This is a genomic window from Stenotrophomonas sp. AC248 (genome assembly GCF_979258185.1).
Window position 1 is genome coordinate 990,500 of the sequence record NZ_OZ409840.1, and the last position, 16,678, is coordinate 1,007,177.

General features: G+C 66.4%; 17 protein-coding genes and 1 tRNA gene. 8 read left to right on the forward strand and 10 right to left on the reverse strand.

Features of this window, described 5'->3' with window-relative positions:
• Positions 1-14 precede the first annotated feature (14 nt).
• The 4 genes from ACZ0AE_RS04550 to ACZ0AE_RS04565 all read left to right on the forward strand — a co-directional run bounded on the left by ACZ0AE_RS04550 (position 15) and on the right by ACZ0AE_RS04565 (position 1,515).
• Positions 15-89: transfer RNA gene (locus tag ACZ0AE_RS04550), tRNA-Val, on the forward strand.
• A gap of 128 nt (positions 90-217) precedes the next feature.
• A complete protein-coding gene (locus tag ACZ0AE_RS04555; RefSeq protein ID WP_448133129.1) occupies positions 218-514 on the forward strand; it encodes a hypothetical protein in 297 nt (98 codons plus the stop codon).
• Positions 514-960: a hypothetical protein gene (locus ACZ0AE_RS04560; RefSeq protein WP_463600472.1), complete on the forward strand. Its 447-nt coding sequence runs from the start codon at positions 514-516 to the stop codon at positions 958-960. Before ACZ0AE_RS04555 ends, ACZ0AE_RS04560 begins: the two co-directional genes overlap by 1 nt.
• A 171-nt stretch (positions 961-1,131) precedes the next feature.
• The gene (locus tag ACZ0AE_RS04565; RefSeq protein WP_141057391.1) at positions 1,132-1,515 is read left to right on the forward strand and encodes a YbjQ family protein; all 384 of its coding nucleotides are present in this window, start codon (positions 1,132-1,134) and stop codon (positions 1,513-1,515) included.
• Positions 1,516-1,812: 297 nt separating this feature from the next.
• Here ACZ0AE_RS04565 and ACZ0AE_RS04570 read toward each other — a convergent pair whose 3' ends face one another.
• The 3 genes from ACZ0AE_RS04570 to ACZ0AE_RS04580 all read right to left on the reverse strand — a co-directional run bounded on the left by ACZ0AE_RS04570 (position 1,813) and on the right by ACZ0AE_RS04580 (position 4,327).
• Complete coding sequence (locus ACZ0AE_RS04570; protein ID WP_463600473.1) at positions 1,813-2,436, reverse strand: SMI1/KNR4 family protein; 624 nt, start codon at positions 2,434-2,436, stop codon at positions 1,813-1,815.
• A 2-nt stretch (positions 2,437-2,438) separates the two neighbouring features.
• A complete protein-coding gene (locus ACZ0AE_RS04575; RefSeq protein WP_159495930.1) occupies positions 2,439-3,077 on the reverse strand; it encodes an SMI1/KNR4 family protein in 639 nt (212 codons plus the stop codon).
• Positions 3,078-3,253: 176 nt separating this feature from the next.
• Positions 3,254-4,327 carry a NucA/NucB deoxyribonuclease domain-containing protein gene (locus ACZ0AE_RS04580; protein ID WP_463600474.1) on the reverse strand — a complete coding sequence of 358 codons (1,074 nt, stop codon included), beginning with the start codon at positions 4,325-4,327 and terminating at the stop codon, positions 3,254-3,256.
• A gap of 394 nt (positions 4,328-4,721) precedes the next feature.
• On the opposite strand from ACZ0AE_RS04580, the gene ACZ0AE_RS04585 reads away from it, so the two are divergent.
• The 3 genes from ACZ0AE_RS04585 (at position 4,722) to ACZ0AE_RS04595 (ending at position 7,500) form a co-directional block, all read left to right on the forward strand.
• The gene (locus ACZ0AE_RS04585; RefSeq protein WP_463600475.1) at positions 4,722-6,104 is read left to right on the forward strand and encodes a serine hydrolase domain-containing protein; all 1,383 of its coding nucleotides are present in this window, start codon (positions 4,722-4,724) and stop codon (positions 6,102-6,104) included.
• Positions 6,105-6,135: 31 nt separating this feature from the next.
• Positions 6,136-6,546 (forward strand): hypothetical protein, encoded by a 411-nt coding sequence (locus ACZ0AE_RS04590; protein ID WP_463600476.1) that lies wholly within the window; start codon positions 6,136-6,138, stop codon positions 6,544-6,546.
• Positions 6,547-6,621: 75 nt separating this feature from the next.
• Complete coding sequence (locus ACZ0AE_RS04595; RefSeq protein WP_038690043.1) at positions 6,622-7,500, forward strand: SDR family NAD(P)-dependent oxidoreductase; 879 nt, start codon at positions 6,622-6,624, stop codon at positions 7,498-7,500.
• A 66-nt stretch (positions 7,501-7,566) separates the two neighbouring features.
• Here ACZ0AE_RS04595 and ACZ0AE_RS04600 read toward each other — a convergent pair whose 3' ends face one another.
• From ACZ0AE_RS04600 to ACZ0AE_RS04615, 4 genes are read right to left on the reverse strand one after another with little or no spacing between them, the layout of a single operon-like run.
• Positions 7,567-8,376: a hypothetical protein gene (locus ACZ0AE_RS04600; protein WP_038690041.1), complete on the reverse strand. Its 810-nt coding sequence runs from the start codon at positions 8,374-8,376 to the stop codon at positions 7,567-7,569.
• A 30-nt stretch (positions 8,377-8,406) separates the two neighbouring features.
• Positions 8,407-8,589 (reverse strand): hypothetical protein, encoded by a 183-nt coding sequence (locus ACZ0AE_RS04605; protein WP_463600477.1) that lies wholly within the window; start codon positions 8,587-8,589, stop codon positions 8,407-8,409.
• On the reverse strand, positions 8,586-9,722 hold the full coding sequence (locus tag ACZ0AE_RS04610; protein ID WP_463600478.1) for a PepSY-associated TM helix domain-containing protein: 1,137 nt from the start codon (positions 9,720-9,722) through the stop codon (positions 8,586-8,588). The genes ACZ0AE_RS04605 and ACZ0AE_RS04610 overlap by 4 nt, the downstream gene beginning before the upstream one ends.
• 58 nt (positions 9,723-9,780) lie before the next feature.
• Positions 9,781-10,704, reverse strand: coding sequence for a LysR family transcriptional regulator (locus ACZ0AE_RS04615; protein ID WP_463600479.1), 924 nt, complete (start codon positions 10,702-10,704; stop codon positions 9,781-9,783).
• A gap of 108 nt (positions 10,705-10,812) precedes the next feature.
• Here ACZ0AE_RS04615 and ACZ0AE_RS04620 point away from each other — a divergent pair, with 108 nt between their 5' ends.
• Positions 10,813-12,336 carry an MFS transporter gene (locus ACZ0AE_RS04620; RefSeq protein WP_463600480.1) on the forward strand — a complete coding sequence of 508 codons (1,524 nt, stop codon included), beginning with the start codon at positions 10,813-10,815 and terminating at the stop codon, positions 12,334-12,336.
• Here ACZ0AE_RS04620 and ACZ0AE_RS04625 read toward each other — a convergent pair.
• From ACZ0AE_RS04625 to ACZ0AE_RS04635, 3 genes are all read right to left on the reverse strand, one after another.
• Positions 12,320-14,419, reverse strand: a complete 2,100-nt coding sequence (locus ACZ0AE_RS04625; RefSeq protein WP_463600481.1) for a TonB-dependent siderophore receptor — start codon at positions 14,417-14,419, stop codon at positions 12,320-12,322. The genes ACZ0AE_RS04620 and ACZ0AE_RS04625 overlap by 17 nt on opposite strands.
• Positions 14,420-14,511: 92 nt before the next feature.
• Positions 14,512-15,897, reverse strand: coding sequence for a sensor histidine kinase (locus ACZ0AE_RS04630; protein WP_463600482.1), 1,386 nt, complete (start codon positions 15,895-15,897; stop codon positions 14,512-14,514).
• Positions 15,875-16,558 (reverse strand): response regulator transcription factor, encoded by a 684-nt coding sequence (locus ACZ0AE_RS04635; RefSeq protein ID WP_354287172.1) that lies wholly within the window; start codon positions 16,556-16,558, stop codon positions 15,875-15,877. The genes ACZ0AE_RS04630 and ACZ0AE_RS04635 overlap by 23 nt, the downstream gene beginning before the upstream one ends.
• Positions 16,559-16,678 lie beyond the last annotated feature (120 nt).

Below are 16,678 nucleotides of genomic sequence, written 5' to 3' on the forward strand. Positions count from 1 at the left end.
GGCTCAGCAGCATCGGGCGGTTAGCTCAGCGGTAGAGCATTGCCTTCACACGGCAAGGGTCGCAGGTTCGAACCCTGCACCGCCCACCACGATTCAGTCGAAAAAGCCTCCGGAAACGGGGGCTTTTTTGTTGGGCGTTTTCCCGGCGCCTCCGCTTGCAGCGGGTGCGGTAAGGTGGCCATGCAGGCATTCCCGCCCCTTTGACCCGGAGATGTGCATGGCTCCCGCTGGAACGGCTTCCGCCGTTGGCACCCCGGCCGATTACAGCAATGCGCTGTACCGGGTGTACGTCGAAGTAGGGGAGTCGGACTTCATTGCGCGTGACGCCATCACGGCGTTCCTGGTCGAGCGCAGTGCGGATCATCCTGCGTTCCACTTCGTCCCTGAGGCGCTTCTCGCCCGTGACCACGGCTACGAACTGGACCTGCCGATGCAGTTGATTCCCGAGGTGGTGCGCGCGCTGGCTGCGGCCAATGTCGCTGTCTACCAGGTCCGGCGGCTGGGGCTGGCCTGATGCGCCGCCATGCCGCGCAGTTGACCACGCCGACTGTGCGCCTTTTGCTACGTGCAGGGTGGTTGCTTCCTGCACTGCTGTGCATGCCGCTCCCGGCGCTGGCGGCGGATCCGGCAGGCATGCTCACCGTCTTCGTCGGCTTGCCGATACTGGTCGCCGCGGTTGTGGTCCTCGGTGTGCTGGCGCTGTTTCGGCGGCATGCCTGGGTGCGCGGACTGGGCACGTTGGTCGGCGCATGCGTGCTGCTGATCGGCGTGTACGTCGCATGCGTGGATACGTGGCGATTCTGGCCAGACCGCGGGGGTGCCGATGCACCGACGCAGGTGGCCATCGTCATTGGTTATGGGCTGCTATGGCTATGTCTGGTAGTGCTGACGTCTGCAGTGTGGCGGGGCACGTCGCGCGTGGCAGGCGACGATGTTCGCGCACCGACGCGGTATCCCTGATCGGGGTTTCAGGACGTTGCGCCGGCCTCGTTGATGGCTTGCTGGGTCTTTATCGGCGCCATAAGATCGTGGAGGCACCCGGGGGAAACGGGTGCCCCGCCCAACCTGTTCAAACCGATACCGACGCACGCGTTGTTGTCGGTCATGTTCTCAACGCAGATCGAGGTAGCAATGGCAGATCCCTACAACAGCGGACCACGGCCGCCGTCCGCGCCGCGTCTGGACGATTCGATGGTCACCACGGCAATGGAATTGCCCGGCTTCCGCGTTGTGCGCAGTCTGGGCGTGGTGCGCGGCATCACGGTGCGCTCGCGTTCCATCGTGGGCAATTTTCTGGGCGGATTGCAGACGATCTTCGGTGGCAACATCACCATCTACACCGAACTCTGCGAACAGGCCCGGGAAGAAACCTACCGCGACATGGCCAAGCACGCGCGGATGCTGGGGGCGAACGCGATCATCGCGATGCGCTATGACGCTACCGATGTGATGACCGGTCTCACCGAGGTGCTGTGTTACGGCACGGCGGTGGTGGTGGAGCCGGTGCGGTTGTAGTGCCGGGTAACGCGTCGGTAGTTCGAGGCCGAGGTGTTGCTCGGCCTCTGGCGCTCCCTACGGCGTCCATGCCAACTACGTGGTCAGTTCCTTCGTGTGTCTACAGCAAGCAGGGTCATACTGCCGCTTGGATACCCTTCTATCATCTTGGTCATCCCGAGTCCCAGCGAAGGAGGGGCCAGAGCGTGCGGGATGATCTCCTGGCAACGTTGGTTAAGTTCGATCAGAAGCGAACGCCAGGTTTAGGTGGATGAGCCGATCACCAACGCCGCCTCATGGGTCACAGTTGTGGGTCTTTCATCTGCGAAAGCTTGCTTGGTAGGAGCTGACGAGCTCCTGGATGAGATCCAAAAAAGTCTCCTCACAGTCATATCCCTGGCGGCTGTACATGACCGTCCATGGCTCGCCTTTGGGGCTCGCATTGATCGGGTCGAACAGGACGAACCAGTCATAGTCCGAAGGCTCAGCGGTTACCTGGATGGCGTCGCCCATGCGATAGGTCACATCCTCGATATCAAGTAGCGGGTCCTTGGCGTGCGCATTCGCCCACATCGCGACGATCTGCGCATTGTCGTCCCCGAACTTTCGGACCAGCTCCACGGGAAGCAGGACGCAACAGTAAGTTCCAGGAACTAGAAAGCCGTTCGACTCCAAGAGGAACTCCCGGTAGCTGTCAGGGAACCTAAATCCAAGTCGCTCTTCAGCGTCAGCGATCTGTTGGGGTGTTGCGCCCTTCTGACCCAGCCATGTCAGTTCTTCACGACCAACCTTTGATGCAAGCACCGCTAGAGGGGCGTCTGGGAATCCGTTGATGAACGGCTCCAGGCCAAGGTACTCAATGGCATCATCCCTGCCGCGTTCAATGCACGCCAGTCCCACTGCATTGAGCTCCACAAGAAGCTCTTTCCACAAGGCGCTCATGTCTATTTTTCCTGGTACAGGCGAAGGCCGTAATTCACTGAGAAGAGCTGGAGCTCCATGAACTGCTCAAAACCATCGATGTATTCCGCGCCCTCATGAACGAGTTTCACCACCTCCACCTCTCCCTTTGGTGACTTTTCCTGTGGGTCAAGAAGGACGAATTCGGGGCGGTGATTGGGTGGGCCCGAAAGCTGGATCGTGCCCTCAAGGCGATTCTGGACGTAGTCGTCCACTTCAGCTGGCCAGGTGTCCAATGTCTCTCGGTAGAACCGTGCTACGTCTGCATGGTCGTCGCCGAGGTGCGCGATCAGTTCTACAGGCAGGATCGAGCTTGTTGATTGGCCTGGCATGAGAAAGCCGTTCGAAACGCGAAGAAATGCCGTGTAGGTAGAGGGCAGCGTGACGCCCAGCCGCTGTTCGGCGGATGTGATCTGCACCTGCGTTGCAGGCGGCATACCAAGCCAGGTAGCGTGCCCGGCCATCGCAGAAATCGCAACCTGAGCCATTGCGCTGTTTGAGTGCCGGTCGACAAACTGCTGCATCCCCAACTCAGGGGGAGGGTTCGCCACGATGTACGGGATGCTGGTGAGACATGCTTGATTGAGATCGGTGAGGAGGCGGCGCCAGTCTTGTTCGTTCATGGACTTCTCGATCCTTGGCAGTTCAAGGGAGTTCTGTCGCGCTCGTACCTTGAGATGTTGAGGCGGACACGTGGCTTTCTTCCTGGCATGTACACTTTGCTGAGATCATGGCGGGCCAGAGCATAAGCTCCGTCTGCCAGCTACAGTTGGTCTGGCATTTCCGATCTGCACTTCTACTACTCCACTACCCTCACCCAGAACTCCTCCCCATCGAGCACCCTCGCTTCCGTGCACAGGAACCCTCCTAGTCGATTGCCAACCTTCTGGTTGTCCGCGCCAAGAATGTACTTGACGGACATTGAGGTTTCCGGGACCAAAGAAGCGCCTTGGTTGGTAGATGCGAAGGGGTACTCATCGCAGTTGAGACCTGCCTCGTAGCCCTCCGGAAATCGCTTCCTGCACAGTGTTCCCGATGCATTTCGATTGGCATTGTTGATCTTGTCATCTCTCGTGCGGGTCAATGCCGCACCGCGGCGCGCAGGATCTACATGCCAGCGTCCTATCATGCCAGGAAGAATCTCCTGCGCGACTTTGATGTGCGTTGCCGATTCATCCGTTTCCGAGTCGGAAAGGCTGACGTCAAACACTGCGGGATACTCCAGGAATCTGCACCCAGATGTTCGCTTCTTGGACAGCGTGTCGCAGCGCAATTGCGGCGCGACCATTTGTATTGGCGTCTGGTCGACGTTGAATCGGGTCAAAACCAGCTGTGTGTTCTGACTGGTCTTGCCATCGTCCGTATCGAAGCGAAGCGCTGCGGAGAATTCGTAGATTCCTGGTCCACTCAGCGTTTGTGGCTCAAACTGCTGCTTCTCAGTGCAACTGCCGCAGTATAGATCGGGGGCTACGATCAGCCCGGCCATTGCGTTGCCTTGTATGGCTTCAAACTCGACGCGGACGCGGTGCGTCCATGCGGTACGACTTTGCGGGACAGACACATAGTCATACATCGTCACGTTTGCCACTTCTTCCTCACCCGTTTCCGGGTTGTGCGAGGAGTACGTCGCGACCCGTTTTACGCAGTAGTGCTTTCGCGATCCAGTGGCTTCTTCCTCATCCTTGTCCGTCGCGTCCTTGCAGGCTTCTTCGAAGGACATCTCCGGATTCTGCAGGCTGTGCTCGTACTGCCGCAGTTCGTCCAGCGTCATGCTGGCGACCATTTCTTCATCGGTGGGGCAGCCTTCTTCATCCTGCGCATGGGCAGGCAATGCGAACAGCGCGACGGCCAGGGCCAACGGACTGAGCTTCATGTATTGCTCCTGGAAGTTGGATGCGTGGCTGCATCCGGTATCCCGGTGTTACGCCTGCTCAAGGTGCTTCGATGTAGGGAAACTACACGGCGTGCGCGAAGCGTGACGCTCCGTCGGCGGCGGCTGTGCCGCACTGCACGCTTGGCGACGGGGAAGTGAGTTGGCGGCACGGCTACATAACCATCCCTCACTGTCAGAGCGTGTCGCGATCGGCCGCTTGATGCGCGTTCCAATCAGAATCGGCGGTAGAGACGTGCATGCCGAGGCCGTTCCGCCACGTCCTGCGCCGCCGTTGAAACCGGCCGCCATCTATCCGATAGTGTCCCGGCCACGCACCTGCCCCGGCGCGGTGGACATTCTCCAAACGGACGAGGTGGAATGCATGCGGCGGTTGATGATTGTCGGAATTGCAGCCCTGCTGCTGGTCTCACTGGCGTCCCATGCCAAGCCACCGGTGGCGAAACAGGACACGGCCCAACAGGCCCTCACGGCGTGGCTGGCCGCCTTCAACAACGCCGATGGCGATGCCCTGCGCGCGGTGCGCGAGACGTACGGCATGCGCTCCAAAGGCCAGGCCGATCTGGATTTCCGCAAGGACACCGGCGCCCTGCAGATCCTCGAAGCCAGGCCGGGCAAGCCAGGCACGGCGCAGGTACTGGTGCTGCCAACGGTGAATGACCGCGCGATGCTCGTCACCGCGACCGTCGACCCAACATCAGGCGCGACCACGCTCCAGTTCGAAGGCGCCGAAACGCCGCCCCGGTTCGCGCCCAAGCGTGTGCCCGAAGCCGCCCTCCTGGCCGAGGCGACGACCCGGCTCGACGCATTGCAGGCGTCGGACGAGGTGGCCGGTGCCTTCCTGGTCGCCAGGAACGGCGAGGTGCGCATGCAGTGGCACGGTGGCCTGGCCGACCGCCAGCGTGCGCTGGCCGTCTCCCCCGACACGCGGTTCCGCCTGGCCTCGTTGAACAAGATGTTCACTGCCGTGGCGATCCTGCAGCTGGAGCAGGCGGGCAAGTTGACCCTCGAGGATTCCTTGGGCAAACACCTGCCCACCTATCCGAACCGTGCGGTGGCCGATGCAGTCACGCTGCGCCAGCTGCTGAACCACACCAGTGGGCTTGGCGACATTTTCGGCGAGAAGGCCAGCAGCAATGCCGCTGCGCTGCGCACCCTGCAGGACTATTGGGCGGTGTTCGCCGACGAGCCGCTGGCCTTCCCGCCGGGCAGCAAGGACCAGTACTCGAACTACGCCTACATTCTGCTGGGCTCGGTGATCGAGGCGGTGTCGGGGCAGTCTTACTACGACTATGTGGATACCCACGTCTACCGGGTTGCGGGCATGACCGCGACCGGATCACTGCCGGAGTCGACCCCGGTCCCGGCAAGGGCGAACGCGTATACCCGGGTGGATGGAAAATGGACGCTGGAAACGGCGTCGCTGCCCTGGCGCGGCACCTCGGCGGGCGGGGGCTACAGCACGGTGGGCGACCTGCTGAAGTTCGGCGAGGCACTGCGCACGGGAAAGCTGCTGGCTCCGCGTGCATTGGCCGCAGCCACCGCGCCGCAGAACACCATGGCGTGGTATGGCTATGGCTTCATGGTGCGTGGCCAGGGCAGGGAGCGTGTGTATGGGCACGAAGGCGGGGCACCCGGCGCAAACGCGGTGTTCTATGTGCTTCCCGAGCAGGGCTATGTACTGGTGGGGTTGAGCAACGTGGATCCGGAGGCGATGGGCAATGTGGTCAACTTCGTGGCCAACCGGCTTCCCTTGTGAGCGTGCTCGCGCGGACACAGGCGGCAGCACGGTGAGCGCGTACCTCGCGGGTCCGTGCCTGGGCAGGCGCCTGGCGCGGTTGTATGTGGGCCTTCTGGCCTGTCTGCCACTGCCGGCGCTGGCGTCGGATTTCACCGGCCTGCTCACTGGCATGACGCTGCTGCTGCTCGCGGCCACCCTGGTGATGCTGCTGCCCTTGCTGCTGGTCCGCCGGCATGCCTGGGTGCGGTGGCTGGGCACGTTCGTGGGCGTGGGCGTATTGCTCATTGGCCTTGGCACCGCGGGCGTGGATACCTGGCGGCTGGTGGCCCGGACCGAGGCCAACGACGTGCTGTCGGTGGGCACCGGCCTGCTGCTCTACCTGCTGCTATGGCTGGCCATTGCCTACACGACGTACCGTCTTCAGCGCAGGCCGCCCGGCCCGGGCACGCGCCAGCGCTGACGATACGCGCAGCGTATCGCCACGGCACGCAACAGATATTGGCGGCGCACCCCGTCGCTGCCCGATGCTGTGCGGATGACGACATCGAATCCCGTTTCCTTCGACGGCCAGGTGGGCCTGGTGACCGGCGCGGCCAGCGGGCTGGGTCTGGCCTATAGCCGCCTGCTGGCCCAGCGCGGCGCACAGGTGGTGATGCACGACGTGGGGGCCGGGCTGGATGGCACCGGCCAGGATCCGCAGCGGATTGCCCGCACGGTCGCGCTGCTGCGCGAGGGCGGGCTGGGCGTGCATGCGGCACACGGCAGCATCGACACGCGCGCCCACTGCCAGGCCTTGGTCGCCGCGATCCTGCAGCACCACGGTCGCCTGGATTTCATCATCCACAACGCCGGTTGGGTGGAATACCAGCCGATCGAGGCGCTGGATGACGAGCACTTCGACCGCATGATGACCCTCGCTGCCAAGACGCCGCTGTGGCTGGCGGAGGCCGCGTGGCCGTCGATGCAGGCCAATCGCCATGGTCGCATCGTGCTCACCACGTCCGACCGTGCGTTGTACCCGCAGTATGTGCAGAAGGGGCTGGCGGCCTATGCGGCGGCCAAGCTGGCGGCGGTGGGCATCGTCAACGTGCTGGCCGCCGAGGGCGCAGCGCACGGCATCGTGGTCAACGCGGTGTCGCCGGTGGCCAAGACCCGCATGTGGGGCGTGGAAGGCGAGCCGGACGAGCTGCACCCGGACGCGGTGGCCCCGGGCGTGGCGTTCCTGGTGTCCCGTGCATGCGTGGACGGCGGCTGGATCCTGCGGGCCAGCAACGGCCAGTTCCACGCCACGCGCAGCACCGAGGCCGACGGCGTGGCGTATCCGCGCGATTTGCGTGCGGTGCGTGCCGGCAGCATCGAGGACATTGCCGGGCAGTGGCCGGCGATTGCGCCGACGGTGGCGGAACCGCGCTGACGGCCGCCCGCAGCGGCGCGCAGGCGCCGACATTGCGCGGCGCTCACGTCGCGGTCGTGCCGACGGTCACCGCTGTGCAGGATGCCGGGCGCGCAGACCCTGGGTGAGGCGGAACACATCACTGACGACGTACAGGCCGTCGCGTCGCTGCAGGTGCTGGTTGTCCGGGCCGTCCACCGCGCTGGCGAGCAGCACGAACTGGTGGGCAGGATCGGGCTGGTGGACCAGCCCGAACAGGGCGTGCCGATCCAGATAGCTGCCTTCGTCCGACGCCGGCGTGCCACGCGCACGCAGCGCGCGCAGGGTGTCCATCGTGGGCGGCTGACGGTCCACGTAGTCGTAGAACTCGACGATTGGTGCGCCGTGGGCGACCTGCAGCACGTACATGGCGTGGAAGTGGTCGTCCACCTGCACCGAGGCCACGTCGCCGGCGCGCCACAGCGTGAGCGATTTCTTGTGAGGGGGACGGCGTGCGGGCATCAGCGGTGCGCTTTGCAGCAGCGCGCGGATCTCGCCACTCTTGCGGTAAAAGTGATCGCTCAGGGCCACGGCGTCGTTGAGCGCGGTGATCGCGGTGAGAGCACGGGCGGTCAGCGCAGGTGCGTGAAAGCCCTGCTGGTGCAGCGCGGTGGCCAGTGCCAGTGCGGTCGTGTGGCGGTACAGCGGAGTGGTGATGCTGTCGTCACTGTCCAGGATGCACTGCCAGCGCAGCATCAGGGTGGCAATGACCTCCGCGCCGATCTCGGCCGGATCGCGGGCGGCCTTGTCCGGGGCAAGGCGCGCCCGCAGCGCGCAGCGCTTCACGTCCGATTCGATGGCTTCCACCAGTTCGCCGCCGGCCAAGTGGTTGAGCACGCTGCGGTAGGTGATGGTCATGGTGGCCTTTCGGTGTGCAGGCCGGACAGTTTAACGGGTGCGTTTGACCCACGCGCGCACGGCCAGCGCCACCAGCCCGGCAAAGACCACCCACGACACCGCATCGAAGATGCCATCGCCGAGCAGGGCGCTCACCAGCCCGAGCAGGCTGGCCAGGGCGATCCAGGCCGGGGCAACGAACGGGCTGCGCGGGGCGGAGGAGGGTCCGCTCATTCGGCCGCTCCGGTGCGTGCGGCGCGTTCGATCTCACTCACGCGCGCGTCGGTGTTGCCGCGCTTGAACCACAGGTACAGGCCGCTGATGAGTACGCCGATCGTGAGCAGATCCAGCAGCGCCCAAAGGATTTTCAACGGCAGCTTGCCGTAGTCACCGAAGTGCAGCGGCTGGCTGAGCAGCAGCACGCTCATGTAGAGCGGCAGCTGCGGCTGCGCGGTGAGCGCGCCGGTCTGCGCGTCGATCAGCACCGGGCGGTACAGGCGCTCGGTGAGTGCGCTGTTGCCCTGCATGAACACGCCATAGTGGTGGTTGCCGCTGTAGCCGGTGCCGGGGAAGCTGACGAAGGCCGGGCGCATGCCCGGTTCGGCGGCGCGCGCGGTGTCCACCGCGGCCTGCAGCGAGGCCAGCGTGGTGGGGCGTGGCTGACCGGCGTAGCGCGCGGCGAATTCGCCGAGCTGTTCGCCTTGCCAGGCTTGTTCGAGCGGCTTGGCGATGGTGTTGATCGCCCCGGTGATGCCCACCACCAATGCCCAGCCCAGGGTGACGATGCCGAGCACGTTGTGCAGGTCCAGCCAGGCCAAGCGGCGGCTGCGCCCGGTGCGCAGGGTGCCGAACGGCTGCTTGCGCATGAACGGGCCATACAGCACCAGGCCCGAGATGATCGCCACGGCGAACAGCAGGCCCATCGCGCCCATGAACAGCATGCCGGGCAGGCCCAGGAACAGGTCGGTGTGCAGGCGATACAGGAAGTACATCACGCCTTCGTTGAACTGCGCGGCCGGCAGCACCTCGCCGCTGATCGCATGCAGCAGCGCGGTCTGCATCTGCGGCGGCGGGGTGTCGGCGCGTGTACCGGTGTTGACGTATACGGTGGGCGCGTCCGGGTCCCAGCCGACGAACAGCGGCACGTTGCCCGGATACTGCGCCAACGCGGTGCGCACCTGTGCGTCAAGATCGCGTGGGGCGGCATCGGTGGCCGGTGCGTCCACATGCGGTTCGGCCAGATGGGCGATCTCTTCGCCAAACACCAGCGGCAGGCCGGTCAGGCACAACAGCAGCAGGAACACGGTGCAGACCAGGCTGGTCCACTTGTGCACGAGGAACCAGGCTTTGAGGGTGGATCGTTGCATTCGGCTGGCGCAGGGCTGGCGGGGATGCGGGCGATGGTACGGGATGCAGCCGGCGCGGTCAGCGCCGCGGGCGCGGCGCAGGCGGCGACGGCGCGGCGTTGAACAGGTGCTCGGCCATGAAGTCGATGAACACCCGCAGGCGCGCGCTGGGCTGCCGCGTGCCCGGCCACAGCAGTGAAAACTGGCCGGGCTGCCGCGGCTGGTCGGGCAGCAGCGCCTGCAGCCGGCCGTCGGCCAGCGCGTCGGCGGCCAGGAAGTCGGGCATCCACGCCACGCCCAGCCCACCCATGGCGGCGGCCAGCAGGGCTTCCATGTTGTTGCAGGTCATCACCGTGGCCAGCGCGGCGCCGGCATCGCCCTCGTGCCCGGGCAGCAACCACGGCTGCAGCTTGCCCGTGGTGGGGTAGCGGAAGCGCACCGCCGGATGCGTTGCCAGCTGCGCCAGCGTGGCCGGTTCCCCGTGCGCATGCAGGTGCGCCGGCGCGGCGCACAGCACGAAGTGGAACGGTCCCAGGCGGCGCGCCATCAGGCTGGAGTCGGCCAGTTCACCGCTGCGGATCACCACGTCCAGCCCTTCGCTGACCACATCGACCAGGCGGTCATTGAAGTCCAGCTCCAGCTGCACGTCCGGATAGCGTTGCCGGAACAGCGGCAACAGCGGCAGCAGGAAACGGTAGCCAATGGTGGGCAGGCCCACCCGCAGCAGGCCGCGGGGCGATTGCTGGCGCTGGGCCAGGTCCGCCTGCACATCGGACAGCTCATCCAACGCGCGTCGGCAGCGCTGCAGCAGCAGCTCGCCTTCTTCGGTGAGGTGCACCCGCCGCGTGGTGCGCTGGAACAGGCGCACGCCCAACTGCTGCTCCAGACGCGCAATGCGCTTGCCGACCGTGGAAGGTGACAGGCCCAGGCTGCGGGCAGCGCCGACGAAGCTGGCGGTTTCGGCGGTGCGGACGAAGGCGAGCAGGGCGGTAAGCGAATCCATGGGGGCGATGATTGCGGAACAAACGTCCGTAATCAAATGCCTTGGCGGGCATTTTTGCCGAATAGACGCCGCTGTATCGTCAATTTCCCCTTGTTGTCTGGAACCACCATGTATTTGTTGTCCCGTGATGACCTGCGCCGCGATCCGCGCTGGGGCGTGCTGGCGGTGTGTCTGGTGGCGCTCGCGCTGCCGTTGTCGTTCTCGGCCGGTGCGGTGGCGGTGCCCGCGCTGGCCGGCCGGTTCCAGGGCGCGCCGAGCGCGCTGGCATGGGTCACCAACGCCTTCATGCTCAGCTTCGGCAGCCTGCTGCTGGCCGCCGGGGGGCTGGCGGACCGGTGGGGTCGCCGCCGGCTGTTCCTGTGCGGCAGCGCGGGCTTCGCACTGGCGACGTTGGCGGTGTGCCTGGCCGCGGACCTGCGCGCGCTGGACCTGGCGCGTGGCGTCCAGGGCGTGGCGGCCGCCGCCGCGTTGGCGTCGGGCAGTGCGGCGTTGGCGCAGCGTTTTGAGGGCCATGCGCGTACGCGGGTGTTCGCGCTGATGGGCACGATGTTCGGGGTGGGGCTGGCGCTGGGGCCGCTGCTGGCCGGCCTGCTGCTGCAGACGCTGGGCTGGCGCGCGGTGTTTGCCAGTGGTGGGGTGCTGGCGCTGGCCGGCTGGGCGCTGGCCTTGCGCCACCTGGACGAGAGCCGCGGCCCGCCGGCGCGCCTGGACGTGGCCGGCATGCTCTGCTTCAGCCTGATGCTGGCCGCGCTGACGGTGACGCTGCTGGTGCTGGCCGAGCACGGGGTGGGGTCGCCACAGGTGATTGGCGCGGCGCTGGCCACGCTGCTGTTGCTGGTGCTGTTCGTGCGGGTGGAAGCACGTGCGCGGCCGCCGCTGCTGGATCTGTCGCTGTTCGCGCAGCGCCGCTTCCTGGGCGTGCAGTTGCTGCCGGTGGCCACCTGCCTCGGCTATGTAGTGTTGTTGGTGGTCCTGCCGTTGCACCTGCTCGGGGTGCAGGGTCAGTCGCCGAGCCGGGTGGGTCTGCAGATGCTGGCGTTGTCGGCGCCGATGCTGGTGCTGCCGATGCTGGCAGCCGGCTGGTCGCGACAGGTGGGCGCGGCGCGGTTGTGCGTGCTGGGGCTGCTGGTGTGTGCGGCGGGGTTGTATGCGCTGTCACGCCAGGTGCTGCACGCACCACCCGCGCAGTGGTGGCCGGCGCTGCTGCTGATCGGCGCGGGCACCGCGCTGCCGTGGGGGCTGATGGATGGTTTGTCGGTGAGCGTGGTACCGGTGCAGCGCGCGGGCATGGCCGCGGGGATCTTCGGGACGGTGCGGGTGGCCGGCGAGGGCATCGCGCTGGCTGCGGTCACTGCGTTGCTGGCGATGCTGGTGGCGCAGCGGTTGGCGGTGGACGGCGGGTTGCCGGCCGCCACGCTGGCGCGGGCCGGCGCCTACCTGGCCACCGGGTCGCTGGCGCAGGCCGCCGCACTGCTGCCGGGCCTACCGCCGCAGGCGCTGCAGCAGGCCAGCAGCGAGGCGCTGGTGGCGCTGCTGCGCGGGCTGGCCGTGCTCACCGCCGGCAGCGCGCTGCTGGTGCATGCGCTGCTGGGGCGGTCGCCGGCACCGGCGGCGATCAGAACCGGTAGCTGATCGTGCCGGTGACCGTGCGCGGGTTCCCGGTGAAGCAGTCACCGAAGTTGCGGCACGGCGCGAAGTATTTCTTGTCGGTGAGGTTGGTGATGTTCAGCGCCATGGTCCAGTCGGTGACCTGCACTTCGAACAGGCCGTCGACCAGCGTGTAGCTGGGGGTGCGGATGAAACCGCCGTAGCCCAGCGACTGGGTGTTGCCGACATAGCGGCCGCCCACGCCCACGCGCAGGCGCGCGTCGGCATCGAGCGTGAAGCCCTTGGCGATCCACAGCGAGCTCAGCTCCTGCGGGGTGTCGTTGAGGCGCTGGTCCACTTCCATGGCGAAGTTGCTCTTGGTGACTTCGGCCTTGTTGCGCGCGTAGGCGGCGGTGATGGTGAGGTCGTTGGCGAAGGAGAACTGGCCTTCCAGTTCGACGCCCTTGGACTGGATTTCGCCGGTCTGGATGACGTTGAGCACGTTGTCCGGATCGTTGGTCTGGCGGTTGGTTTCGGTGATGCGGTAGAGCGAGGCGGTGACCAGCACGGCGCGCGCCGGCTGCCACTTCACACCCGCTTCGGTCTGGTGGCCCTGCATCGGCTTGAACGCGCGGCCGTACAGGTCCTGGCCGTTGACTGGCAGGAACGACTCGCTGTAGCTGATGTACGGCGATACGCCCGCGCCGATATCGCCGATCAGGCCGGCGCGGTAGGTGGTGGCGTTGTCGGTCTGGCTGGCCAGGCCTTCGGTCTTGCTGCGCGCATGGTCGCGACGCGCGCCGAGCACCAGCGAGACGCGGTCGGCCCAGCGGATCTGGTCCTGCACGTAAACGCCCAGCTGGGTGGTGCGCTGGTTGGGCAGGCGGTTCCAGCCGTTGATGGTCACCCCGGTGGAAACCGGTGCGTAGATATCGATCGGGGTCGGGGTGGCATCCAGGCTCAGCGATTCCTCGCGGTAGTCGGTGTAGTCCACGCCGGCCAGCAGCAGGTGCTGGAACGCGCCGGTGGCCACGTCGAACTGCAGCGCGGTGTCGCTGGTCAGCACGCGCACGTCCGGGCGCACGCCGTAAGCGTTGCGGTTGACCACGCGCTTGTCGGCATCGATGAACGGGTCGGTCGGGTTGGTGTAGGTGTCCGGGTACAGCTCGCGGAATTCGGTCTTGCCGTCCAGGTAACGCACCGAGGAGCGCAGGCTGACGGTGTCGTTGAAGGCGTGGTCGAACAACGCGGTGAGGCTGTACACGCGCGAATCGAGCGTGTCGAAATCGTGGTCGCCCAGGAAGGTCGACGGGTCCAGGCGCGGTCGGCCGGCCGGTGCGTTCAGGGTGGCCACCACCGGCAGGAACTGCTGGCTGGAGGCGGTCTTGTCATGCTGGTAGCTGGCCAGCAGGGTGAGCGTGCTGCGCTCGCCGCGCCAGCTGATCGACGGGGCGATGTACACGCGGTCGTCGTCGACGCCGTCGGTCTGCATGCCCGCGTTGCGGACCAGGCCGACCACGCGGCCGGCCACGGTGCCAGCGTCGTTGAGGCTGCCGCCGATGTCGCCCTGGAACTGCTTGCGGTCGAAGTTGCCCAGTTGCACGCCCAGCTCACCGCCGATGTCGGTGAAGGTGGGGCGCTTGGTCATGGCGTTGATGATGCCGCCGGTGGCGCCGGCGCCGTACAGCACCGACGACGGGCCGCGCAGTACTTCCACCCGCTCCAGGCCATACACCTCGGTGCGTGCCATCGGGTTGAAGCCGTAGCTGCGGCGCAGGCCGTCCAGGTACTGCACCGGGTCCAGGCCGCGCACGGTGCTGCCGTCGCTGCGGGTGTCCAGGCCGTAGGCATCGGCGGTGACACCGGCGCTGTAGCGCAGGGCTTCCTGCAGGTTGTGCGCGCCCCGGTCGGTGAACAGCTCGCGGGTTACCACGCTGATCGCCTGCGGGGTCTGGGTCAGCGGGGTGTCGGTCTTGGTGGCGGTGCTGGCGCGCTCGGCCACCACGCTCACTGCGTCCAGGGTACGTGCGGCGCTGGCGTCCTGGGCCTGGGCGATGGCCGAGGCCAGCAGGGTGGGGGTAGCCAGCGACAACAGCAGCAAGGTGCGGGAACAAGGCAGGGCGGGCATCGGGGTGGTCCGGGCAGGCAGGTGGCGACGGATTATCCGGATGGCCTATTGCGAATACAAATGATTCTCAAACTGAACGGATGGGGGTGTCGTCAGTGCAGGGCGTCGGCCACGCAGCGGATGCTCAGCCAGGCACCGCCGTCCGGGCTGGCGTCGGTACGCAGGCGGAACCCATGCAGGCCGACGATCGCCGCCACGATCGACAGCCCCAGCCCGAAGCCTTCGCCATGCCCGGCCTCGGCGTTGCCGCGGAAGAAGCGCTGGTAGACCAGGGTGCGGTCCTGCGGGGCGATACCCGGGCCGTTGTCGATGACATCGATACGGGTGGCGCCGCCTTCGTCCACCGCCCGCAGCAGGATGCGTCCGTGTTCGGGGGTGAAGCGCAACGCGTTGGACAGCAGGTTGGCCAGTGCCTCGAACAGCAGTTCGCGGTCGCCGCTCACCGGCGCCAGCGACGGTGCGATTTCCAGTGCCAGTACCTGCTGCTTCTCTTCGGCCAGGGGCAGGTAGAACTGATGCACCTCCTGCAGCAGGTCGGCCACGTCGATATCGATGAAGGCCGAGCGGCGTTGGTGGCTTTCCAGTTCGGACACGCGCAGCAGCGCCGCGAAGCGCGCCATCAGCAGGTCGGTTTCCAGCAGCGCCTTGTCGATCTGGTCTGCATGCGGGTCGTGTTCGTCCAGCGCTACCCGGGTGCGGTACAGGTGGGCGCGCAGCCGGGTGAGCGGCGTGCGCAGGTCGTGCGCGATGCTGTCGCACACCCCTTTGACCTCGGTCATCAGCTGCTCGATGCGCTCGAGCATGGCGTTGACGATGCTGGACAGACGGTCGATCTCATCGCGCCGGTCCGACACCGGCAGGCGCTGCCCCAGATCACCGGCGACGATGCGGTTGGTGGCCGCCTCGATCTGCTGGATGCGCTTCAGCGGGCGCCGCCGCAGGATGTGCCACCCGGCCAGCCCGGGAATGACCGTGAGCGACACACCCCACAGCAGGGCGTCCAGGATGATGCTGTTGACCGCGGTCAGCTTGCCGTTCTGGCGGACGAACACCAGCACCCGGCCGTCGTGGGTGGCCACGCCGAGTGCGCTGCCCCCTTCATCACGCGCGCCCGTTGCCAGGACCCAGCCGTCCACCGGATGCGAGCGGCCGTCAAGGGGCAGCTCCGAAGGCACGGCCACCAACGGACCCGCCAGCGGTTGCCCGGCGGCCGTGAACAGGCCATAGGCGTATACCTGGTGCAGGTCGTAGCGGAGGCTGTCGCGCAAGGCGTCATCCAGCGCCGGGCCCTCGAAGGTCATGAACAGGTGCGCGCGCTGCTGCAGGCCCGATTCGGACAGGTCGTTGAGATAGTCGGAGATGCGCCAGTACATGACCCCGAGCAGCATGCTCGACCAGGCCACGAACAGGATGCAGTACAGGCCCAGCAGGCGGCTGCTGGAGGAGCGCCATTGCTCAGGGGTGTGGGTCGAGGACATAGCCGGTTCCGCGTACGGTCTTGATCGGCTGCTCGCGGCCGGGATGTTCGATGCGCTTGCGCACCCGCCCGATGTGCACGTCGATCAGGTTGGTGCCAGGGTCGAAGTGGTAGCCCCACACTTCCTGGAACAGCATGCTGCGGGTGACCACCTGGCCGGCGTTGCGGACCAGGAATTCCAGCAGTTTGAACTCGGTGGGCAGCAGCGCGATCTCCTGCCCGGCGCGGCGCACCGAGCGGGTCATCAGGTCCAGTTCCAGGTCGCCGGCGCGCAGCACGTTGTCGGCGACGCTGGCCTGGCCGTGGCGGCGGATCAGCACTTCCACCCGCGCGGACATTTCATCGGAGGCGAACGGTTTGGTCAGGTAGTCGTCGCCGCCGGCGCGCAACCCGCGCACGCGTTCGTCCACGTCGGACAACGCGCTGATCATCAGCACCGGGGTGGTGATGCCGTCGCGCCGCAACGCCGTGACCAGCGCCAGGCCGTCGATGCCGGGCAGCATGCGGTCCAGGGTGATCACCGCGTAGTCGCCGCGACGCGCCATCGCCAGGCCGGTGTCGCCGTCGGCCACCAGGTCCACCTCGAAGCCGTGGCTGCGCAGTTCGGTGGCGATTTCCTCGGCGGTGACAAGGTCGTCCTCGATGGTGAGTACGCGCGGCATGGGCCACTTTGAAGGCTGGGTCCTGCGCATCGTCGCAACCGGGGGCAGCCACTGCAAATGAAAAATGTTTCATGCGTTCTTCGCTGGATCACGCTGCTGCGTCTTCTATATTCGGCCCCG